The sequence below is a fragment of the Streptomyces sp. NBC_01217 genome, assembly GCF_035994185.1.
In the GTDB taxonomy this organism is placed as follows: domain Bacteria; phylum Actinomycetota; class Actinomycetes; order Streptomycetales; family Streptomycetaceae; genus Streptomyces.
In genome coordinates this window covers 3,059,101-3,080,904 of the sequence record NZ_CP108538.1, presented here as the reverse complement: position 1 = coordinate 3,080,904, position 21,804 = coordinate 3,059,101, and the positions used below count along the sequence as shown (strand labels likewise).

Annotated in this window: 18 protein-coding genes and 2 tRNA genes; 13 read left to right on the top strand and 7 right to left on the bottom strand. The window is 68.9% G+C overall.

From position 1 onward, the window contains the following. Positions 1-82: 82 nt before the first annotated feature. Positions 83-715: a histidine phosphatase family protein gene (locus tag OG507_RS13510; protein WP_327367437.1), complete on the top strand. Its 633-nt coding sequence runs from the start codon at positions 83-85 to the stop codon at positions 713-715. Here OG507_RS13510 and OG507_RS13505 read toward each other — a convergent pair. Continuing rightward, positions 705-2,123, bottom strand: a complete 1,419-nt coding sequence (locus OG507_RS13505; RefSeq protein ID WP_327367436.1) for an amino acid permease — start codon at positions 2,121-2,123, stop codon at positions 705-707. The two genes, OG507_RS13510 and OG507_RS13505, sit on opposite strands and share 11 nt — an antisense overlap. A 472-nt stretch (positions 2,124-2,595) precedes the next feature. On the opposite strand from OG507_RS13505, the gene OG507_RS13500 reads away from it, so the two are divergent. Then, positions 2,596-3,192 carry a biotin transporter BioY gene (locus OG507_RS13500; RefSeq protein WP_327367435.1) on the top strand — a complete coding sequence of 199 codons (597 nt, stop codon included), beginning with the start codon at positions 2,596-2,598 and terminating at the stop codon, positions 3,190-3,192. A 197-nt stretch (positions 3,193-3,389) separates the two neighbouring features. Here the strand turns inward: OG507_RS13500 and OG507_RS13495 are convergent, their stop codons facing one another. Continuing rightward, a complete protein-coding gene (locus OG507_RS13495; RefSeq protein WP_327367434.1) occupies positions 3,390-4,862 on the bottom strand; it encodes an amino acid permease in 1,473 nt (490 codons plus the stop codon). A 320-nt stretch (positions 4,863-5,182) separates the two neighbouring features. On the opposite strand from OG507_RS13495, the gene OG507_RS13490 reads away from it, so the two are divergent. Beyond that, complete coding sequence (locus tag OG507_RS13490) at positions 5,183-5,671, top strand: ribose-5-phosphate isomerase (protein WP_327367433.1); 489 nt, start codon at positions 5,183-5,185, stop codon at positions 5,669-5,671. Positions 5,672-5,745: 74 nt separating this feature from the next. Further along, positions 5,746-6,555: an Fpg/Nei family DNA glycosylase gene (locus tag OG507_RS13485; RefSeq protein ID WP_327367432.1), complete on the top strand. Its 810-nt coding sequence runs from the start codon at positions 5,746-5,748 to the stop codon at positions 6,553-6,555. An 87-nt stretch (positions 6,556-6,642) separates the two neighbouring features. On the opposite strand, the gene OG507_RS13480 is transcribed toward OG507_RS13485, so the two are convergent. Then, a complete protein-coding gene (locus tag OG507_RS13480; RefSeq protein WP_327367431.1) occupies positions 6,643-7,875 on the bottom strand; it encodes a GNAT family N-acetyltransferase in 1,233 nt (410 codons plus the stop codon). Between the two features lie 104 nt (positions 7,876-7,979). Here OG507_RS13480 and OG507_RS13475 point away from each other — a divergent pair, with 104 nt between their 5' ends. Next, positions 7,980-9,125: a PP2C family protein-serine/threonine phosphatase gene (locus OG507_RS13475; protein ID WP_327367430.1), complete on the top strand. Its 1,146-nt coding sequence runs from the start codon at positions 7,980-7,982 to the stop codon at positions 9,123-9,125. A gap of 51 nt (positions 9,126-9,176) precedes the next feature. Here the strand turns inward: OG507_RS13475 and OG507_RS13470 are convergent, their stop codons facing one another. After that, entirely contained in the window at positions 9,177-10,316 is a 1,140-nt protein-coding gene (locus OG507_RS13470) for a cation:proton antiporter (RefSeq protein WP_327367429.1), read from the bottom strand. Positions 10,317-10,481: 165 nt separating this feature from the next. Here OG507_RS13470 and OG507_RS13465 point away from each other — a divergent pair, with 165 nt between their 5' ends. Beyond that, positions 10,482-10,988 (top strand): HD domain-containing protein, encoded by a 507-nt coding sequence (locus OG507_RS13465; RefSeq protein WP_327367428.1) that lies wholly within the window; start codon positions 10,482-10,484, stop codon positions 10,986-10,988. A gap of 10 nt (positions 10,989-10,998) precedes the next feature. Here the strand turns inward: OG507_RS13465 and OG507_RS13460 are convergent, their stop codons facing one another. After that, positions 10,999-12,153, bottom strand: coding sequence for an acyltransferase family protein (locus OG507_RS13460; RefSeq protein WP_327367427.1), 1,155 nt, complete (start codon positions 12,151-12,153; stop codon positions 10,999-11,001). Between the two features lie 499 nt (positions 12,154-12,652). On the opposite strand from OG507_RS13460, the gene OG507_RS13455 reads away from it, so the two are divergent. After that, positions 12,653-12,847, top strand: coding sequence for a hypothetical protein (locus tag OG507_RS13455; protein ID WP_327367426.1), 195 nt, complete (start codon positions 12,653-12,655; stop codon positions 12,845-12,847). 92 nt (positions 12,848-12,939) lie between these two features. On the opposite strand, the gene OG507_RS13450 is transcribed toward OG507_RS13455, so the two are convergent. Beyond that, positions 12,940-13,013 (bottom strand) — tRNA-Gly (locus OG507_RS13450). A 167-nt stretch (positions 13,014-13,180) separates the two neighbouring features. Here OG507_RS13450 and OG507_RS13445 point away from each other — a divergent pair. From OG507_RS13445 to clpX, 5 genes are all read left to right on the top strand, one after another. Further along, a tRNA-Pro gene (locus OG507_RS13445) sits at positions 13,181-13,257 on the top strand. Between the two features lie 169 nt (positions 13,258-13,426). After that, on the top strand, positions 13,427-14,824 hold the full coding sequence (tig, locus tag OG507_RS13440; protein ID WP_327367425.1) for a trigger factor: 1,398 nt from the start codon (positions 13,427-13,429) through the stop codon (positions 14,822-14,824). Between the two features lie 264 nt (positions 14,825-15,088). Continuing rightward, positions 15,089-15,694, top strand: a complete 606-nt coding sequence (locus OG507_RS13435) for an ATP-dependent Clp protease proteolytic subunit (RefSeq protein ID WP_267008104.1) — start codon at positions 15,089-15,091, stop codon at positions 15,692-15,694. An 80-nt stretch (positions 15,695-15,774) separates the two neighbouring features. Further along, positions 15,775-16,458, top strand: a complete 684-nt coding sequence (locus OG507_RS13430) for an ATP-dependent Clp protease proteolytic subunit (RefSeq protein WP_124717721.1) — start codon at positions 15,775-15,777, stop codon at positions 16,456-16,458. Between the two features lie 157 nt (positions 16,459-16,615). Further along, positions 16,616-17,914, top strand: a complete 1,299-nt coding sequence (gene clpX / locus OG507_RS13425) for an ATP-dependent Clp protease ATP-binding subunit ClpX (RefSeq protein ID WP_327367424.1) — start codon at positions 16,616-16,618, stop codon at positions 17,912-17,914. A gap of 69 nt (positions 17,915-17,983) precedes the next feature. On the opposite strand, the gene OG507_RS13420 is transcribed toward clpX, so the two are convergent. Next, entirely contained in the window at positions 17,984-18,985 is a 1,002-nt protein-coding gene (locus OG507_RS13420) for a hypothetical protein (protein ID WP_327371960.1), read from the bottom strand. Between the two features lie 153 nt (positions 18,986-19,138). Here OG507_RS13420 and OG507_RS13415 point away from each other — a divergent pair, with 153 nt between their 5' ends. Continuing rightward, the gene (locus OG507_RS13415; protein ID WP_327367423.1) at positions 19,139-21,760 is read left to right on the top strand and encodes a valine--tRNA ligase; all 2,622 of its coding nucleotides are present in this window, start codon (positions 19,139-19,141) and stop codon (positions 21,758-21,760) included. Positions 21,761-21,804 lie beyond the last annotated feature (44 nt).

Here is a 21,804-nt window from a genome sequence, read left to right as displayed (position 1 = left end):
TCACGCTGGTGGGCGGACCTGAGTGACGGGGCCGGCGCCTGGGCCGGGTTGCCGCCCGTGCCCGTACCCGAACGGAGAAGACATGACCGGCAGTTCGGCCGTCCTGCTGCTCGCCCGCCATGGTCAGTCCGTCTGGCACGCCGAGAACCGCTATGCCGGGGTCAGCGACATCGCGCTCAGCGGCGAAGGGCGGCGCCAGGCCGGGCAACTGGGCGCGTGGGCGGTGCGGCACCCGGTCGACGCGATCTGGACGTCGACGCTCACGCGCGCGATCGAGACGGCGCAGCCCGCGTGCGAGGCCCTCGGTCTCGTCCCCCGGCGCGAGTACGACCTGCGCGAATGCGACTTCGGGGAGCTGGAGGGGCGCACCCTGGCGGAGTTCGCGGCCGAGCATCCGCAGCGGGCCGGGGAGTACCGCGCCGACCCGGTGACCCATCCCTTTCCCGGGGCCGAGGACCCCCGGTCGGCGGCGGCCCGGGGGACGGCGGCGCTGCGCCGGATCGCGGACGGGCACCCGGGGCAGCGGGTTCTCGTCGTCGCCCACAACACCCTGCTGCGGCTCGTGCTGTGCGAGCTGCTGTCGGTCCCGCTGGGCGCCTACCGCAGGGTTTTCCCGCGGCTGCGGAACGTGGCGTTGAGCGAGGTGCGGATCGGGGAGGAGGGCGGTGCGCTGCTCTCGCTCAATGTGCCCTGCGCGCCGGACGTCAGCCCTTGACGGCCGCGGCCCGCCGCTGCCGTACGACACCGATGGCCGCCAGTACGAGGGTCAGGGCGCCGGACGCCATCAGCTGGTCACGGGTGTCGGGCTGGCGGAGCATCAGGAAGAAGATGCCGAGCATCGCCAGCAGCGCCACCACGGTCAGGACCGGGAAGAGCCACATCCGTACGACGAGCTTCTCCGGGGCCTCGCGCTCCAGCCGGTCGCGCAGGATCACCTGGGAGACGCCGATGAAGATCCAGACGACCAGGATCACCGCGCCGATCATGTTGAGCAGCCACGGGAAGACGTCGTCCGGACGCCAGTAGCTGAGCAGCACGCACAGGAAGCCGAACACGGACGAGACCAGGACGGCCGTGCGCGGGACACCCGAGGAGATCCGGCCGAGCCGCTTCGGGCCCTGGCCGCGGGCGACCAGGGAACAGGCCATGCGCGAGGCGCCGTAGATGTTGGCGTTCATCGCGGAGAGCAGGGCGACCAGGATGACCACGTTCATGATCTCGGCGGCGCCGCCGATGCCGAGGTGGTTCAGGGCCGCGTAGAACGGTCCGACCTCCACCACCTTCGGGTCGTCCCACGGGACCAGCGTGACGACGACGGCCATCGAACCGACGTAGAAGAGCGCGATCCGCCACATCGCCGTCCGCACGGCCTTCGCGACACCCTGCACCGGGTTCTCGGACTCGGCGGCGGCGATGGTGACCGTCTCCAGCCCGCCGTACGCGAAGACGGAGGCGAGCAGCCCGATCACCAGGCCCTCGGTCCCGTTCGGCATGAAGCCGCCCTCGCCGCGCAGATTGGCGGCGCCGGGCGCGTCCGTACCGGGCAGCACACCCAGGATCGCCAGCACACCCAGCACGAGGAAGAGCGTGATCGCCACGACCTTGAGGGCCGCGAACCAGAACTCGAACTCACCGAACTTCGTCACCGAGGCCAGGTTCGCGCCCAGGAACACCACCATGAACAGCGCGACCCAGGCCCACTCCGGCGTGCCGGGCAGCCAGCCGGTGACGATCTTCGCGGCACCGATGCCCTCCAGGCCGACCGCGACACAGAGCAGCACCCAGAACGCCCAGCCCACGGTGAACCCCGCCCACGGCCCTATCGCCCGCTCGGCGTGTACGGAGAAGGAACCGGAGGCCGGGTTCGCGGCCGACATCTCGCCGAGCATCCGCATCACGAGCATGACCAGCAGCCCGGAGACGGCGTACGCGATGACGATCGACGGGCCGGCGGCGGCGATACCCGCGCCCGAGCCGACGAAGAGCCCGGCGCCGATGACACCGCCGAGGGCGATCATCGAGAGGTGGCGCTGCTTGAGCCCGTGGGTGAGCGCCGAATCGGCCTTGGTGTCGGGGACGGCGACCGGGGAGCCGGTGGGGGGAGACGCGGAAGTCCGAGACATGGACAAGCTCTGTTCGGTAGGCGAGACGTGGGGGGAGGTGGGGGGAGGTGTGCGCGCACAGTTTGTGCGTGCACACCGTTTACGCGGAACCGGTGTCCGCTATACGGGCACGATGCTCACACATGGTGCACAAGCGGGCACGGGATGACGGACCGGGTTACGGACGGGATGGCGGCCGGGTGACGGCCGGGAAGATCCCGGGACCGCCGCCCGGACGACTCCTGGACGGTTTTGGCGGGAACCTACAGTCTCTCCCGGTGACTCCTCCCGGCAAAATATGACCCACTCCGCCCCCACCTCAGTGACGAGCGTCACGCCGCCACCTGATTGCGCAAGCCTCTTTGTGCGACCCCCACCAACGCCTCAACTGCCGCTTTGTGGGCCACTGACGGTGATCGAGCGTTAACCCGTGGGCTAACGTCAGGCTCAGACTGTCCCCCTGCCCCACCTGCCCTCACCCCGCGGAGTCCCGATGAGCACTGCTGCCGCCACCCCTGCCCGTACCGGAGCGGTCCTCGCCGACCTGCTGCCCGCGGCCAGGCACCGTTACGCCGTCGACACGGCCCTGGTCCTCGGTGGCGCCGCGCTCACCGGCATCGCCGCCCAGATCGCGGTCCCGGTCCCCGGCTCCCCGGTCCCGGTCACCGGCCAGACGTTCGCCGCGCTCCTCGTCGGCACCGCGCTCGGCGCCCGCCGCGGCTTCCTCTCCCTCGCCGCGTACGCGCTCGTCGGCATGGCGGGCATGCCGTGGTTCGCGGGCGGCAGCTCCGGCTCGGGCGGCGCCTCGTTCGGCTATGTCCTCGGCATGCTGCTCGCCGCGACCGTGGTCGGCGGCCTCGCCCGCCGCGGCGGCGACCGCTCCGTGCTGCGCACCGCGGGCACGATGGTGCTGGGCTCCGCGATCATCTACGCGGTCGGCGTCCCGTACCTGGCGCTGTCCACCGGCATGTCGGCGAGCGCCGCGATCGCGGCCGGCCTGGTGCCGTTCCTGCTCGGCGACGCGCTGAAGGCGGCGCTGGCGATGGGCGCGCTGCCCACGGCCTGGAAGCTCATCGGCCGTCGCGGCTGATGCCGTAACTCCCCAACACCCTCCGAAGAGGCTCGCCGGGTCGCGAAGCGACACCGGACCGGCGAGCCTCTTCCGCGTTCGCGCATCGGCGCCGGCATGCGAAGAAGGCTCTCCGGTCGCTCGCTCGGTGGCGTTGCGAAGGAGAGCCTTCTCGGTGGATCGGCAGACCTGACGTCGGCCGTCAGGCATTCAGCCCGTCAGATGTCGCTGGGCGTCTCCACCGCGGTGCGGTTCTTGCGGTCCCGGACCTCACGGACCAGCGAGATCGCCACCACCAGCGCCGCGACGAGCAGCGAGAGCAGCACCTGCTCGCGTCCGCTGTCGTCCGTCAGCATGTAGACGAGGACGAACGAGATGCCCGCGATGGTCGCCCAGGTCAGGTACGGGAAGAGCCACATCCGTACGACCAGCTTCTCCGGCGACTCGCGCAGGATGATGCCTCGCATCCGCAGCTGGGTGAAGCAGATGACCAGCCAGACGAACAGGGCGACCGCACCTGAGGAGTTCAGCAGGAACTGGAAGACGGTGTCGGGCCACTGGTAGTTGAAGAACACGGCGACGAAGCCGAAGACGACCGAGGACAGGGTCGCCGCCTGCGGCACGCCCCGCTTGTTCACCCGGGCGAAGGCCTTGGGCGCGTCGCCGCGGCCGCCGAGCGAGAAGGCCATCCGCGAGGCGGTGTACAGGCCGGAGTTGAGGCAGGACAGCACGGCCGTCAGCACGATGACGTCCATCACCTGACCGGCGTGCGGAGTGCCGATCGAGTTGAGAGCGGCCACATAGCTGCCCTCTTCCAGGATCGACGCGTCGTTCCACGGCAGCAGGGTGAGCACGATGAAGATCGAGCCCAGGTAGAAGACGGCGATCCGCCAGATCACGCTGTTGGTGGCCTTCTGGACGGCGCGCTGCGGGTCCTCGGACTCACCGGCCGCCAGCGTGACGATCTCGCTGCCCATGAAGGAGAAGACGACCATCAGCACACCGGTGAGGATGGCGCCGGGCCCCTTGGGGAAGAACCCGCCGGAGTCGGTGAGGTGTGCGAGCCCCGAACCGGGGTTGTCCGAGCCGGGCAGCAGCCCGAAGACGGCGAGCAGTCCGACGACCACGAACGCGCCGATCGCCACGACCTTGATCCCGGCGAACCAGAACTCGAACTCTCCGTACGACCCGACCGAGACCAGGTTCGTCGCGGTCAGCACGACCATCACGATCAGCGCCCACGCCCACTGCGGGACGCCCGGCACCCAGCCCTCCAGGATCTTGGCACCCGCCGTGGCCTCGACGGCGAGCACCACGACCCAGAAGAACCAGTACAGCCAGCCGATCGAGAATCCGGCCCAGCGGCCCAGCGCCTGGTCGGCGTAGGCGGAGAAGGAACCGGAGGTGGGGCGGGCCGCGGCCATCTCGCCGAGCATCCGCATCACGAAGACGACCATCAGGCCGACCAGGGCGTACGACAGGAGAATGGCCGGTCCTGCTGCGGCGATACCGGCGCCGGAGCCCACGAAGAGGCCCGCGCCGATCACGCCGCCGATGGCGATCATCGAGAGATGGCGGTTCTTCAGACCTGCCTGCAGGCCGTTGGAGGAGTCCGGTGTGTCCGGACCGGTCGACCGGTCCGGCTTGCCGGGCTGCTGGCCCGGACCCGCCAGAGTCGTCTGCGACGTCATGGATGGAATCCTTACGTTCTCGGATCACTCACTGCGTGCCCGGCCGCCGCAGGTGGTGCGGCAGCGAGCGATGCATTGAAACGCGCCGGAACGCATAAGCGGAACCATTTCCTCCGAATCGTTGGCCGGATCGTTGCGCGAGTGGCGTTGCGCACACCGGGCCTGCACACGGGGTCCACAAGAGGGTTCCGCCGCCGTTCCACCGCCGGCTCGCCGCCGATCCGCCGGCTCGCCGCCGATCCGGCGGCTCCGGCCGACCCGGCCGGAGGGTCCCGACCCCGATGACCGCTACCCGGCGTTGCTCATGCCACACTCGGAGCATGCGCGTGTACCTCGGCTCGGACCATGCCGGCTATGAACTCAAGAACCACCTCGTCGAGTGGCTCACGGCCCAGGGCCACGAGGCCGTCGACTGTGGCCCCCACATCTACGACGCCCAGGACGACTACCCGCCGTTCTGCCTGCGTGCCGCCGAGAAGACGGCCGCGGACCCGGACAGCCTCGGCATCGTGATCGGCGGCTCCGGCAACGGCGAGCAGATCGCCGCCAACAAGGTCAAGGGCGTGCGCGCCGCGCTCGCCTGGAGCGAGCAGACCGCCGCGCTGGGCCGCGAGCACAACAACGCCAATGTGGTCGCCATCGGCAGCCGGATGCACTCGGTGGAGGAGTCCACCAAGTTCGTCGAGATCTTCCTCGCCACCCCGTACTCGGGCGAGGAACGTCACACCCGCCGCATCGAGATGCTGACGGCGTACGAGACGACCGGCGAGCTCCCCCCGATCCCGGCCCACCACCCGCAGCAGGGCTGACCCGCCACCACCCCCTGTGCCGCCGGTGCTCCCGGCGGCACAGCCGTTTCCCGTACGTGAGGAGAGTCGCAGTCGTGCCCGAGGGACACACGATCCACCGCCTCGCGGCGGATCACCGGGACAGGTTCGCCGGGCGGCCGGTGCGGGTGAGCAGCCCGCAGGGCAAGTTCTCCGACAGCGCCGCGCTGCTCGACGGGCGGACGTTCACCGGCGTCGACGCCCACGGCAAGCACCTCTTCCTCGGCTTCGCGGACGTCGGCTGGGTCCACATCCACCTGGGCCTCTTCGGCAAGCTGGGTTTCGGTACGGCTCCGGCCCCGCCGCCCACCGACACGGTCCGGCTGCGCCTGGTGAACGACGACCACCACGCGGATCTGCGCGGCCCCACCACGTGCGCGCTGATCACCGGCCCCGAGAAGCGCGCGATACACGACCGCCTCGGCCCCGACCCGCTGCGGACCGACGAGGACGGCGAGCGGGCGTGGCGGCGGATATCCGGCAGCCGCATCACCGTCGCGGCCCTGCTCATGGACCAGAAGGTCATCGCGGGCGTCGGCAACGTGTACCGGGCGGAGGTGCTGTTCCGGCACGGGATCGACCCGTACCGGCTGGGCAGGGACCTCACGCGTGCGCAGTGGGACGCGATCTGGGCGGACCTGGTGGTGCTGATGCGCGAGGGCGTACGGAACAACCGCATCGACACGGTCCGCCCCGAGCACATGCCGGAGGCGATGGGGCGTCCGCCGCGGGTCGACGACCACGGCGGCGAGGTGTACGTCTACCGCAGGGCCCGGCAGGCCTGCCACATCTGCGGCACCGAAATCCGCACCGCCGAACTCGCGGCCCGCAACCTCTTCTGGTGCCCGGCCTGCCAGCGCGGCTAGGCGCGGTGCCGGGGCACGCGAGTCCGGCAAGATCCAAACGAGAGGCCCTCGGGTCTCGGCCGCGCCCGCCGGGCGGACGCCGCGCCCCTAGAACCCCCGGGGCAGCCACGGCGCCGCGTCCGAGGAGAACGCCAGGGACGCCTCCGCCAGCGCGCCCGCCCGCAGCTCCCGAACCCGTCCGGCCAGGGCCAGCGCGCTCAGCGACTCGCCGCCCAGATACGCCGAGCCCAACTCCCGTACCGAAAGCGCGAGATCGGCCGCATCATCGGTCCGGCGGCACGACGCGGCACCCTTCGCGTCGCCCGTGAGCCGCCAACGCCCCGCGTTCCAGGGGCAGAACGCGTCCTCGACCTCGAACACCACGTCCACCGGCGCCCGGTACGCCCGCGCCTCCAGCGCCGCCCCCAGCTCCACCAGCCGCACATGGAGCGAGTCGCGGATCCGGATGTTGCACCGCCGCACATCCGACACCAGGTGCAGCACCGCGTCGTCGACCGGCCGGTTCCGCGCCTCGACCGTCGACGTCAGGTCGATCTCGAAGACGAACCGCCACAACGTCGCGTACGCCGCCGGATCCAGCGCCGCGAGGTCGTTCACCGTGACCGTGCCCTTGGGCCCGGACAAGTCCCACTCCGGCTTGATGCGATACGTCACACAGCCGACGATCTCCCCGTCCCGCTCCGCCAGCACGCACTGCTGCGCCGAACCGCCCTGCCGGGAACTCACCGGGTCCACCAACGGCTTTTGTTCCCAGCCGGGCCCATGGGCCGGTGTGCCTGGACGGCCGGCCACCAGCTGCTCGTACACGCCCTCGCACGCGGCCACCGCCTCGTCCGGCTTCGCGTGGCGCAGGCGTACCTCGTCCGTGCCCTCGGGCACCGTCAGCCGCACCCGGTCCGTGTCGATCGTCAGGGACATCTGGCGCGAGGCGGCGCCGTATCCGAACCGGCCGTAGATCACCGGTTCGGACGCCGTCAGCACGGCGATCGGCTCACCCAGCGCCCGGACGTCGTCGAGCTGCCGGCGCATCATCGAGGTCAGCAGTCCGCGCCTGCGGTGGGTGGACGCGACACTCACCATCGTGACCCCGGCGGCGGGCACCAGCGCCCCGCCCGGCACGGCGACCCGGAAGCTGAACGCCCCGGCGGTGGCGACGACATCGGTGCCGTCCCAGATTCCGATCGACCGCCTGTGCTCGGTCAGCTGCTCGTCCAGCTCACGCTGCTCCGCAGGCTCCGCGACACCGCCGAACGCGAGCTCCAGACACTCGAACCATTCGTTCCATTCGGACGGCCGCAACACACGAAGCTCAGTAGTCATGGGCCATGCCTATCAGGGGTACGACGGCCGGTCGACCCGATTTCGAACACATTGTCACGGGGTCCCCCTGCACCGGAGGCGGTCGGGTAGATAAGGTCCCCGCAATGGCCCGTCGCACAGGAGCAGACTCGTACCCGGCCCGATTGCGGAAATCGGCGCACCGGGTACGCATCGCGCTGCGCAAGTCCGGTGTCGACTACTTCCGCGGCGACGGATCGGACTGGATCGCGCTGGCCGGTCTGCTGCTGACCATTCCGGCCATCACCTGCGCCACCCTGCTGAATCCGGTGTGGTGCTCACCGGCCGCGCTCGTGCTGCCGATCGTCGCGGGCGGTCTGCTGCTGCGGCCCGCGAGCCTGCTGGGTCTGTACGCGACCGCCGCCACCGCCCTGATCGTGGAGTCGCTCGGACTCGGCCCGTACGAGGACGGCCCGGCCCGGGTGACGCCCGGCATCGTGCTGGTGGTCGCGGCCTGCGGCTTCTTCGGGCTGGTCCTCGCCCAGTTCCGGGCCAGAGTCGGCGTGCCGTGGCGGCGCGGCGGCACGATGCTCTTCGACCTGCGCGAACGCATCAGGGTGCAGAGCGCACTGCCCCGGCTGCCGCAGGGCTGGCACCGCGAGATGGCGCTGCGCCCGGCGGGCGGTCAGTCCTTCTCCGGTGACTTCGTCGTCGCCGCCCGTACCAACGGCGGACGCACCCTGGAGGCGGTCCTCACCGATGTCTCCGGCAAGGGCATGGACGCGGGCTCCCGCGCCCTGCTGCTGTCCGGCGCCTTCGGCGGCCTCCTCGGCTCGCTGCCCCCGAACGGCTTCCTCCCGGCGGCCAACGCCTATCTGCTGCGTCAGGACTGGGACGAGGGTTTCGCCACCTCGATCCATCTGGTCCTGGATCTCGAATCGGGCGACTACGAACTCCTCTCGGCGGGCCACCCGCCTGCCCTGCAGCTCCACTCGGGCAGCGGCCAGTGGGAGGAGATGGTGGCGGAGGGCCCGCTGCTCGGGGTGTACGACGGGGCGCAGTTCGACGCAGTGAAGGGCTCGTTGGCCCCCGGCGACGTACTGATGCTGTTCACGGACGGCCTGGTCGAGGCGTCCGACCGCGACATCGCGGAGGGCATCGACCGGTTGACCGGTGAGGCCGACCGCTATGTCGCCACCGGTTTCGAGGGCGCGGCCTGGCATCTGATCGAGGCATGCGCCAAGGACGTCAACGACGACCGGGCGCTGCTGCTGTTGTCACGCAGGTCCTGAACCCGTACGCGAACGGCCCGAACCGGGCGTACGTCAAGGGCGGTCGGCGCCTCACCGGAACGTGGGCAGGACGCGCGCCAAAAGGTGTGACTTCCCGGCGGCCAGCGGCGCGAGGACCGCGAGGAGGAGCACGTATCCGGCGATGAACGGGGAGAGCCGCTCGTCCAGCCCCGCGGCCGCCGCCATCGTGGCGAGGATCAGGGCGAATTCGCCGCGGGCCACGAGCGTGGTGGAGATGTTCGCCGTGGCCTGCGGGCCGAACGCGTACACCTTGGCGGCGGCGAGTCCGGCGACGACGTTCATGGCGAGGGTCACCGCGACGGCCGCCAGCACCGGCCACAGGACGGTCGGCAGATCGCCCGGGTTGATGGAGAGGCCGAAGGCGAAGAAGAAGATCGCACCGAAGGCGTCGCGCAGCGGGTGGACCAGCTTGAGGATGCGGGTGCCGGAGGACGTACTGCCGAGCATCAGACCGACCATGAAGGCGCCGATCGCGTCCGCGACCCCGAACCACTCCGAGACGCCGGCCACGAGGACCGCGGCGCCGAGGAAGGAGATGACGAGGAGCTCGTCGTCACGGGTGTTGAGCAGCCTGCCGATGACCCTGGTGCCGAACCGGGCGGCCAGGGCGAGCAGCAGCAGGAAGCCGAAGGCCTTGCCGCCGTCCACCGCCGCGGCGGAGAGGCTGTCGGCGCCCGACAGGATCGGCTGCAGGGCGGCCAGATAGAGGGCGAGGAACACGTCCTCGACGACGATGATGCCGAGGATCGGCTTGGTCTCCGAATTGCCGATCCGGCCCAGGTCGACCAGGACCTTGGTGACGATGGCCGACGACGAGATGCCCAGCACACCGGCGAGGACCAGCGCCTCGGACGTGCCCCAGCCCAGCGCGAAGCCGAAGCCGAGCCCGGCGCCCACGTTCAGGGCGAGATAGGTGCCACCGGCGAGCGCCATCCTGCGGCCGCCGGCCTTGAGGTCGTCGAGGTGGAATTCGAGGCCGAGGTAGAAGAGCAGCAGCACCAGACCGAGTGCCGAGAGCATCTCCAGGTCGTGCGGGTCGGCGACGAGCACGATGCCGGGCGTGTGCGGGCCGAGGAGGATCCCGGCCAGGATGAACAGGGGGATGGTCGGCAGCCCGATGCGTCTGCCGACGCGGGCGAGGACGGCGGCGGCGAGGAAGGCGCCGCCCATGGCGATGAGCGTGTCTGCGTGTCCGATGAGCCTGATCCTTCGATAGATAGGTCAAGAGAGCGTCAAGGAATCGTCAGTAATTAGTTTACCGAACGATTGATGTCGGAACTATGCCCACCCGTGCGGCCCCGCGCGCAGCGGCCGCACATCCGTAGAGTCGGGGCCATGACCGCGCCGCACGCACATCTGACCCTGGCCGAAGTCGAGGCGATCGCCCGCAAGGCCCACGCCGACCAGCGGGACAAGGCGGGACGCCCGTACGCCGAGCATCTCGCCGCCGTCGCGGAGGGCGTACGGATCAGGGGCGGCAGCGAGGAACAGATCGCCGCGGCCTGGCTGCACGACGCGGTCGAGGACGACGCGCTGTCGGCGCAATGGCTGGCCGGTGCCGCGCTGCCGCAGCAGGTCAAGGACATGGTCCTCGCCGTCACCAAACGTGACGGCGAGGACCTCGGCTCGTACACCCGGCGCATTCTCGCCGCCCCGGGCGCCCTGCTGATCAAGGAGTCCGACCTGGCACACAACGCCGACCCGGCCCGCCTCGCCGTACTGGAACCGGCGACCCGTACCCGACTGGCCGAGAAGTATGCGCAGGTACGGGGGCTGCTCGGGCTCACCCCGGGGGAACCGTCCGCCGAGCAATCGGTTCAAGCCAACACGGCGAAGGACTGATCCACCCGGATCAGAGTCGCACCGCAGCGCGCCGGAACGCCCAGTCCATGTCCGGCTCGGTCACCGGGCGCAGCGCCCGCCGCACCGGTGGCGTACACATCACTGTCACCGCGGCGGCCGCGACCAGTGAGACGAGGACCAGGCCGAGGGGCTGCGAGAGCCAGCCGTAGATGTCGAACACCCCGGCGTATCCGGCTCCCTTGATCAGGAATCCGTGCAGCAGATAGCCGCAGATCGTCCCGGCGCCGAGCACGGTGAACCACATGTGGCGGCGCGGCACCCAGGCCAGGAACCCGATGGTGAGCAGCAGCGCGCAGCCGAACATCGCCACCGTCATCACGGCACCGGACCACCACGGGGCGCCCATCTCCGGCGCGCTGTTGCTGCGGTAGAACCAGCCCAGCTGCATCCGCGGCGCCGCCCAGTAGGCGAACGCAAGCGCCCCGGCGAACAGCGGGAGCGCGAGCATCCGCACCTCACGCCTGCGGACGAGTCGGAAATGCTCGGGCCTCAGCTGGAGTCCGAGCACGAAGAACGGCAGGAACTGCAGAACGCGCTGGAGATCGAGATCATCGCCGATCGTCGGGGAGAACGAGGCGAGCACGGCGATGACGAGTGCCACCGGCAGCGGATGGCGCAGCGCTTTCCACAGCGGTGTGGTGATCCGCCAGACGAACAGCGCGGCCAGGAACCAGGTGAGATACCAGGGGTCGACCAGGCTGACCGGATGACCGGGCGCGTCGCCCACGTACCGCTTGAACAGCGAATACGCGGTCTCGAACACCACATAGGGCACGGCGACGCCGGTGACCAGGCGTTTCACCTTGGCAGGGGACATGTCGAACGAGCGGGAGAAGTAGCCGGAGACGATGATGAACGCCGGCATGTGAAAGGTGTAAGCCACCATGTACAGCGCCCGGGCGGTCCGGCTGCCGTCCATCACCGGTTCCCACGAGTGCGCCACCGCGACGAGCACGATGGCCAGATATTTGACGTTGTCGAAGTAGGCGTCGCGCTTCTTCGCCGCGGCGGCGGCCGGAGGCTTTTTCGCCACCGGTGCGGGGGGTGGCGCGGTGGCGGTCATCGTCCCTTGGCGTCTGGGCTCCGACTCCCGGGTCGCCGATGGGAGCGGGGCCCTCTTGAATGCGTTCGGAGCGTGGAACATCTAAAGCACCATAGACGTCTCGATTGCAATGCGTAAAACCGCCCACGGATATTGCGTGTTCGCGTCCAATCAAAAGCGAAACCGGTGAAAACCGCCCACTATGCCCAGATTCATACCTATTAAATAGGGCATATCGGCAGTCTGTCGGGGGAGGTGAATTTCGTCGCACTCGGGCCTTGGAATTGAGTGTGAATGAAGTGTGTGGATATGGAAATCATCACGGTTGCGCGTTGTTGCGATTATTTGATTCACAGTTCACCCACAGGTGTGCGGGACCTCGGTGGGGCCCTGCCGCCCCTCGGCGGGGTCCCGTGCCACCCCTCGTGCGGCCGTGCGCCCCGGGCGCACGCGGGGCGCAAGGATGGCGCGATCCCGTCCGTTCGATCCGTCACCTGGCAGCGACCACAGGGGAGTTGGTGGCACGATGGACGGAACGGAGGAGTGCTCGGCCGCACGCCTCCGGGCCGGCAAGGCGGACCGACCAAGGGTGTGATCAGTCGTGGCCATTTCACTGTCTGTGGTGCTTCTTTTTGCGATCATCCTGGTGGTCCTGATCCGAGGTGGCTCCATCAAGCCGGGGCCCGCGATCGTCGCGGTGCTCTTCGGCTTCTTCCTGGCATCGACCGGCATGGCGCCGTCGATCAACAGGTTCATGAACTCGATAGCGGAGACCATCAACCAGATCACCTTCTGATCCGGCCGAGCCGGATCAGGCGGCCCGACAGGACTCGGGCGGAACGCACAAGGCCCGGCGCGACGAGGAATCCGTCGGGCCGGGCCCAGGCATGGAGCGGGCGACGGGAATCGAACCCGCGTAGCTAGTTTGGAAGACTAGGGCTCTACCATTGAGCTACGCCCGCAAGCACCGCACCGCAGGTCCGGGGACCAGCGGCAACGAGAAGCATCGTAGCGGGTCGCGGACGCTGCCCGCACACCCGATTGCGGTCACCCGGTGCCGCGTTCGGTGCGGCCCGCGCAATCCGGCCAATGGACTGCCTTTCTGCATGTACCCTACGTGTCGCACCGACGGGGTGTGGCGCAGCTTGGTAGCGCGTCCGCTTTGGGAGCGGAAGGTCGTCGGTTCGAATCCGGCCACCCCGACCACCGGCAAGATCGCAGACCACCGGCAAGATCGCATTGTGGGAGTCCGTCTCCTTGCCGTTACTATGCAAAATGCGTGCCCGTGTGTCTGATGTACCGGGCTCGGTCCGCGAAGCCGCCTCCCGTGCGGCGGAGCAGAACCCCAAGAAGTCAGCCACAAGGAGACCGAACCGTGAAGAGCGCCGTGGAGACCCTGAACCCGACCCGGGTTCGGCTCACTGTCGAGGTGCCCTTCGAGGAGCTCAAGGACAGCCTCGACGCGGCGTACAAGAAGATCAACCAGCAGGTCACGGTGAAGGGCTTCCGCAAGGGCAAGATCCCCGCCCGGGTCATCGACCAGCGGTTCGGCCGCGGTGCGGTGCTGGAGGAGGCCGTCAACGACGCCCTCCCGAAGTTCTACACCGAGGCTGTCAACGAGGGTGAGCTCAACGTCCTCGGCCAGCCCGAGGTCGACATCACCGAGCTGAAGGACGGCGAGCTGCTGGCCTTCACCGCCGAGGTTGACGTACGCCCCGAGATCGAGATCCCGGACTACTCCGGCATCGAGGTCACCGTCGACGCCCTCGAGGTCAGCGACGAGGACATCGAGAAGGCCGTGGAGCAGCTCCGCGAGCGCTTCGCCTCCACCAACCCGGTCGAGCGCGCCGCCGCCGAGGGCGACGTCGTGACGATCGACCTGCAGGCCAAGGTCGACGGCGAGGTCCTGGAGGACGGCGTGGCCGACGGTGTCTCGTACACCATCGGTTCCGGCGAGCTCCTCGACGGCATCGACGCCGCCGTCACCGGCCTGGAGGCGGGTGGCGAGGCCACCTTCACCTCCGAGCTGAAGGGCGGCTCGGCCGAGGGCAAGGAGGCCGAGGTCACCGTCAAGGTCACCGCCGTCGCCGCCCGTGAGCTCCCCGAGCTTGACGACGAGTTCGCCCAGATGGCGAGCGAGTTCGACACCCTCGACGAGCTGAAGGCGGACAGCCGAAAGCGCCTCGAGAACACCAAGCAGTACGACCAGGCCACCCAGGCCCAGGAGCGCGTCCTCGACGAGCTGCTGAAGCTGGCCGAGGTGCCGATCCCGGAGAAGCTGCTCGCGGACGAGATCCAGACCCGCAAGCACAACCTGGAGCACCACCAGCTCGGCCAGATGGGTCTGACCCTCGACAAGTACCTGGAGATCCAGGGCAAGACCGTCGAGGAGTTCGAGACCGAGACCTCCGAGCAGGCGATCAAGGGCATCAAGACCCAGTTCATCCTGGACGAGATCGTCAACAAGGAGAAGCTCAACGTCAACCAGGAGGAGCTCACCGAGCACCTCATGCGGCGTGCCGCTTCCTCCGGCATGAGCCCCGACCAGTTCGCCCAGGCAGTCGTCGAGGGCGGCCAGGTGCCGATGCTCGTCGGCGAGGTCGCCCGCGGAAAGGCGCTGGCCGTGGTCGTCGAGGCCGCCAAGGTCGTCGACACCAACGGTGAGGTCGTCGAGCTGGAGGACGACGAGGAGGAGGCCATCGAGACGGTCGAGGCCGCCGACGGTGCCGCCGAGGCCGTTGCCGAGGCCACCGAGGAGAAGAACGAGGCCTGAGCCTCGCGCTGAACCCGTACGACGGGCTCCGGACGCTGTGCGTTCGGAGCCCGTCGTCGTATGGCGTACGGTGCCCCGCAACCCTTGTGCGGACTGCGGAGCTTGCGCTCCCAGCGAACAGTTGCGGAAGCGGGATGGCGTTGTCCTACCTGCGCGTTAGGGTCCATGAATAGGAAGGGCAGGGGAGTCCCCGCCCACCCGGTACGAAGACGCTGAGACGGCCGGAGCCGTCAGAGACGAGCAGGTGGATACGTGACGAATCTGATGCCCTACGCCGCCGGAGAGCCGTCCCTCGGTGGAGGCCTCGGTGACCAGGTCTACAGCCGACTGCTCGGCGAGCGCATCATCTTCCTCGGTCAGCAGGTCGACGATGACATCGCCAACAAGATCACGGCGCAGCTGCTTCTCCTTGCCGCCGAGCCGGACAAGGACATCTACCTCTACATCAACAGCCCCGGCGGCTCGGTGACGGCCGGCATGGCGGTCTACGACACCATGCAGTACATCCCGAACGACGTGGTCACCATCGGCATGGGCATGGCGGCCTCGATGGGCCAGTTCCTGCTCACCGGTGGCACCGCGGGCAAGCGCTTCGCGCTCCCGAACACCGACATCCTCATGCACCAGGGTTCGGCCGGCATCGGCGGCACGGCCTCGGACATCAAGATCCAGGCCCAGTACCTGCTGCGCACCAAGCAGCGGATGGCCGAGATCACCGCCCGCCACTCCGGCCAGACGGTCGAGACGATCATCCGCGACGGCGACCGCGACCGCTGGTACACCGCGGAGGAGGCCAAGGAGTACGGCCTCATCGACGAGATCATCACGATCGCTTCGGGCGTTCCGGGCGGCGGCGGCACCGGCGCCTGATCCGGTACCCACCGGATCCGGCTCCACCGCCCCGCGTACCTCTCGTACGCCGAGACCCCCAGCCACAGAACGCCACCAGGATGGTGAACACCCACATGAACAACTTCCCCGGCGCCTCCGCGAGCGGCCTCTACACCGGCCCGCAGGTGGACAACCGCTACATCGTGCCGCGCTTCGTGGAGCGCACCTCGCAGGGCGTGCGTGAGTACGACCCGTACGCGAAGCTCTTCGAGGAGCGCGTGATCTTCCTCGGCGTGCAGATCGACGACGCCTCGGCCAACGACGTCATGGCGCAGCTGCTGTGCCTGGAGTCGATGGACCCCGACCGGGACATCTCGATCTACATCAACAGCCCCGGCGGCTCGTTCACCGCGCTCACCGCGATCTACGACACGATGCAGTTCGTGAAGCCGGACATCCAGACGGTCTGCATGGGCCAGGCGGCCTCCGCCGCGGCCGTGCTGCTCGCCGCCGGTACGCCCGGCAAGCGGATGGCGCTGCCCAACGCCCGCGTGCTGATCCACCAGCCGTCCTCGCAGACCGGCCGTGAGCAGCTCTCCGACCTGGAGATCGCGGCCAACGAGATCCTGCGCATGCGCACCCAGCTGGAGGAGATGCTGGCCAAGCACTCCACCACGCCGATCGACAAGATCCGCGACGACATCGAGCGCGACAAGATCCTGACCGCCGAGGACGCCCTCGCCTACGGTCTCGTCGACCAGATCGTGTCGACCCGCAAGAGCGCGGCCGGAGCGGCCGCCTGACGTCGCCCTTCGCCCCTTGGCACGGCGGGTTCACACGGTCTCGGCTGTGTGAACCGTGCCAAGGGGGGCCCGAACGGGGGGCCAGGCAAGGTACCGTCGGATAGAGGCACCAGGAGCCGCTGAACCAAGCTGCTCCCAGGCGAAGGGGAAGCACCTCGTGGCACGCATCGGTGATGGCGGCGACCTGCTCAAGTGCTCGTTCTGCGGAAAGAGCCAGAAGCAGGTGAAGAAGCTCATCGCGGGACCCGGTGTGTACATCTGCGACGAGTGCATCGATCTCTGCAACGAGATCATCGAGGAGGAGCTCGCGGAGACCTCCGAGGTGCGGTGGGAGGAACTCCCCAAGCCGCGCGAGATCTACGAGTTCCTCGAGGGGTACGTCGTCGGGCAGGAGCCCGCGAAGAAGGCCCTCTCGGTCGCTGTGTACAACCACTACAAGCGGGTCCAGGCCGGCGAGAACGCCGGCGCGCAGGGCCGGGACGACGGCATCGAGCTGGCCAAGTCCAACATCCTGCTGCTGGGCCCCACGGGCTCCGGCAAGACGCTCCTGGCGCAGACCCTGGCCCGCATGCTCAACGTTCCGTTCGCCATCGCCGACGCGACGGCGCTGACGGAGGCCGGATACGTCGGCGAGGACGTCGAGAACATCCTGCTGAAGCTGATCCAGGCCGCGGACTACGACGTCAAGAAGGCCGAGACCGGGATCATCTACATCGACGAGATCGACAAGGTCGCCCGCAAGAGCGAGAACCCGTCGATCACCCGCGATGTCTCCGGCGAGGGCGTCCAGCAGGCCCTGTTGAAGATCCTGGAGGGCACCACGGCCTCCGTACCGCCGCAGGGCGGCCGCAAGCACCCGCACCAGGAGTTCATCCAGATCGACACGACGAACGTGCTGTTCATCGTGGGCGGTGCGTTCTCCGGTCTGGAGAGGATCATCGAGTCGCGGGCGGGCGCCAAGGGCATCGGCTTCGGCGCGACGATCCGCTCCAAGCGGGAGATCGAGGCGAGCGACCAGTTCCAGGAGGTCATGCCGGAGGACCTGGTGAAGTTCGGGATGATCCCGGAGTTCATCGGCCGTCTGCCGGTCCTCACCTCGGTCCACAACCTGGACCGCGAGGCGCTGCTGCAGATCCTCGTCGAGCCGCGCAACGCGCTGGTGAAGCAGTATCAGCGCCTGTTCGAACTCGACGGTGTCGAGCTGGACTTCGACCGCCCGGCGCTGGAGGCCATCGCCGACCAGGCGATCCTGCGCGGCACCGGCGCGCGCGGCCTGCGGGCCATCATGGAGGAGGTCCTCCAGTCCGTGATGTACGAGGTGCCGTCCCGCAAGGACGTCGCCCGCGTGGTCATCACGGCGGACGTCGTCCGCAACAACGTGAACCCGACCCTGGTCCCGCGCGAGCCGCGGACCATCGGCAAGGGCGACGACGGACGGCACGAGAAGTCCGCGTAGCGGTTCGTAAACGCAAGGGGCGCCCGGCCGGTTGGACCGGCCGGGCGCCCCTTTGCCGTTCTCCGCGCGCTACTTGGCCGCGACACGGATCTCGTTGCGGAGATCCGTCGTGATCTTGACCGCGGTGTCCTTGTCCACGTTCTTGGTCACGTCGCCGGGGGACACCATGGCCATGGTGCTGTAGTCCGACCAGGCGCAGAACCAGTCGGTCTTCTCCTTGCCGGTCTTGGCGTCCTTGGCCTTGGCGGCCTGGCACTTCATGATGCCGTTCTCGAAGCCGGAGGGGGACACCTCCTCCGGCTCGCCGAGCAGCTCGGTGTCGTTCTTCGAGTCCTCGGAAGCGCTCTTCTTCAGTGTGGCGAAGAATTTGTCGAGCGCCTTGGCCGGGTCCTTGACCGTGCCGTACGCGCCGAGATAGGTGATGCCCTTCGCCGTGGTGATGTCGGGCATGGTGCTCGGGTCGCTGGGGTCGTAGTTGCTGAGGTCCGCGGTCGAGTAGATCCCGGTGACGGTCTTGCCGTTCTCGATGCCGCTGGCCGTCAGCTCCTTCGTGGCTTCGGCGTCCTGCTTCACACCCGAGTTGTCATCGCCGAAGCGCTGGTATTTGTCCAGCACCTTCGCCGGCGTGGTCAGCTTGTGCGGCCCGTCGTCGCTGAGCGTGCCGCTGCCCCCGCCCGACGTCAGGAAGTACGCCCCGCCCGCGATGACCGCCAGCGCCACGACCGCGCCGCCGATGATCAGGCCGGTCTTCTTCTTCGGCTGGGCCGGGGGGAACGGGGGCTGGCCGCCGTACGGGGCCTGGCCGTAAGGGGCCTGGGGCGGCTGGCCGTACGGGCCCGGCTGCTGGGACTGCGGGTAGCCGTAGCCGGGCTGGGGCTGCTGCGGGACACCCTGGGGGGCCTGCTGCGGGTATCCGTACCCCGGCTGGCCGCCCTGCGGAGGCTGACCGCCGTACGGGCCCGGCTGCTGGCCGTACGGGCCGGGCTGGCCCTGCGGAGGCTGGCCGCCGTACGGGCCGGGCTGGCCCTGGGGCGGCTGGCCGCCGTACGGGCCCGGCTGGTTGTAGCTCATCTGCGGTGTCCCCTGTTCGGAAATGCTCATCGGAATGCTTATGCGTTCCGAACATCCTGACGGAAGGTGCGTCGTCATGGAGCGCCGGGAGTCACACCGTTACTGAACAAACCGGTTTCAGTGCACGACTGTGACGGCCCTAAACTGTCCCCCGTGACCGAGAACACTCAGCAGACGCCAGCCAGCAACCCCGAACTGCCGACCCAGTACGCACCGGCCGAGGTAGAGGGGAAGCTGTATGAGCGCTGGGTAGAACGTGGTTACTTCGAGGCCGACGAGCACAGCGAGAAGCCGCCGTACTCCATCGTCATCCCGCCGCCGAACGTCACGGGCAGCCTGCACCTGGGGCATGCCTTCGAGCACACGCTGATCGACGCCCTCGTCCGCCGCAAGCGCATGCAGGGCTTCGAGGCGCTGTACCAGCCCGGAATGGACCACGCCGGCATCGCCACCCAGAACGTCGTCGAGCGCGAGCTCGGCAAGGAGGGCAAGTCCCGCCACGACCTGGGCCGCGAGGCCTTCGTCGAGCGCGTCTGGAAGTGGAAGAACGAGTCCGGCGGCCAGATCTCCGGCCAGATGCGCCGGCTCGGCGAGGGCGTCGCCTGGTCCCGCGAGCGCTTCACCATGGACGAGGGCCTGTCCACCGCCGTCCAGACCGTCTTCAAGAAGATGTACGACGACGGGCTGATCTACCGCGCCGAGCGCATCATCAACTGGTGCCCGCGCTGTCTGACCGCGATCTCCGACATCGAGGTCGAGTACCAGGACGACGACGGCGAGCTCGTCTCCATGACGTACGGGGAGGGTGACGACACCATCGTCGTCGCCACGACCCGCGCCGAGACGATGCTCGGTGACACCGCCGTCGCCGTTCACCCCGACGACGAGCGCTACAAGCACCTGGTCGGCAAGCAGATCAAGCTCCCGCTGACCGACCGCACGATCCCGGTCGTCGCCGACCACCACGTCGACCCGGAGTTCGGCACCGGCGCCGTCAAGGTCACGCCCGCCCACGACCCGAACGACTTCGAGATCGGCAGGCGCCACGACCTGCCGTTCCTCACGGTCATGGACGAGCGCGCCGTCATCACGGTCCCCGGCCCCTTCGAGGGCCTGGACCGCCTGGAGGCCCGCTCCGCCATCGTCGGCGCGCTGCGTGCCGAGGGCCGGATCGTCGCCGAGAAGCGTCCGTACCTCCACTCCGTCGGCCACTGCTCGCGCTGCAAGACCACCATCGAGCCCCGGCTGTCCCTCCAGTGGTGGGTCAAGGTCGCACCGCTCGCCAAGGCGGCCGGTGACGCCGTCCGCGACGGCAGCGTCAAGATCCACCCGCAGGAGATGGAGAAGCGGTACTTCGACTGGGTCGACAACCTCCACGACTGGACGATCTCGCGCCAGCTCTGGTGGGGCCACCGCATCCCCGTCTGGTACGGCCCGAACGGCGAGGTCGTCTGCGTCGGACCGGACGACGAGGTCCCCGCGGGCGAGGGCTGGACGCAGGACAGCGACGTCCTGGACACCTGGTTCTCCTCCGGCCTGTGGCCGTTCTCCACGCTCGGCTGGCCGGAACGGACCGACAGCCTCGCGAAGTTCTACCCGAACTCCGTCCTCGTCACCGGCTACGACATCCTCTTCTTCTGGGTCGCCCGGATGATGATGTTCGGCCTGTACGTCAACGACGGCGTCCCGCCCTTCAAGACCATCGTGCTGCACGGCATGGTCCGCGACGAGTTCGGCAAGAAGATGTCGAAGTCGTTCGGCAACGTCGTCAACCCGCTGGACTGGATGGACAAGTACGGCTCCGACGCCCTGCGCTTCACCCTGGCGCGCGGTGCCAACCCGGGCACCGACGTCCCGATCGGCGAGGAGTGGGTCCAGGGATCCGCCAAGTTCGCCAACAAGATCTGGAACGCAACCCGTTTCGCCCTGATGAACGGCGCCACGATCGAGGGCGAACTGCCGTCCGCCGACGAGATGTCGGTGACCGACCGCTGGATCCTGTCCCGGCTGAACAAGACCGTCGCCGAAGTCGACGCGTACTACGACGACTTCCAGTTCTCCAAGCTCAGCGAGGCACTGCGGCACTTCGCCTGGGACGAGGTCTTCGACTGGTACGTCGAGCTGTCCAAGACCACGTTCTTCGCGGGCGGCAAGCAGGCCGAGGTTTCGAGCCGGGTCCTCGGCGAGGTCCTCGACGTGATGCTGCGGCTGCTGCACCCGGTCGTCCCGTTCGTCACGGAGACGCTCTGGACCGCGCTCACCGGCCGGGAGTCCGTCGTCATCGCCGACTGGCCGACCGACTCGGGCTTCCGCGACGACGCGGCCGAGCAGGAGATCGAGCTCGTCCAGCAGGTCGTCACCGAGGTCCGCCGGTTCCGCTCCGACCAGGGCCTGCAGCCCGGCCAGAAGGTCCCGGCCGAGCTCACCCTGACCGGCACGGCGCTCCCCCCGCACGAGGCCGCCATCCGCCAGCTGCTGCGTCTGCAGCCCGCCGGGGACGGCTTCCACGCCACCGCGTCGCTGCCGGTCGCGGGCGCCACCGTCGCCCTCGACCTGTCCGGCACGATCGACGTCGAGGCCGAGCGCAAGCGCCTGACGAAGGACCTGGGCGCAGCCGAGAAGGAGAAGGCGCAGGCCAACGGAAAGCTGTCCAACGAGGCGTTCCTCGGCAAGGCCCCGGACAACGTGGTCGGCAAGATCCGTGGCCGGCTCGCCAAGGCCGAGGCGGACATCGAGCGGATCACCAGCCAGCTGGCGAACCTGCCGCAGGGCTGATCACCCGCGAAGGGCGAAGCCCCCGTACCCCCGCCGCCGGGAGT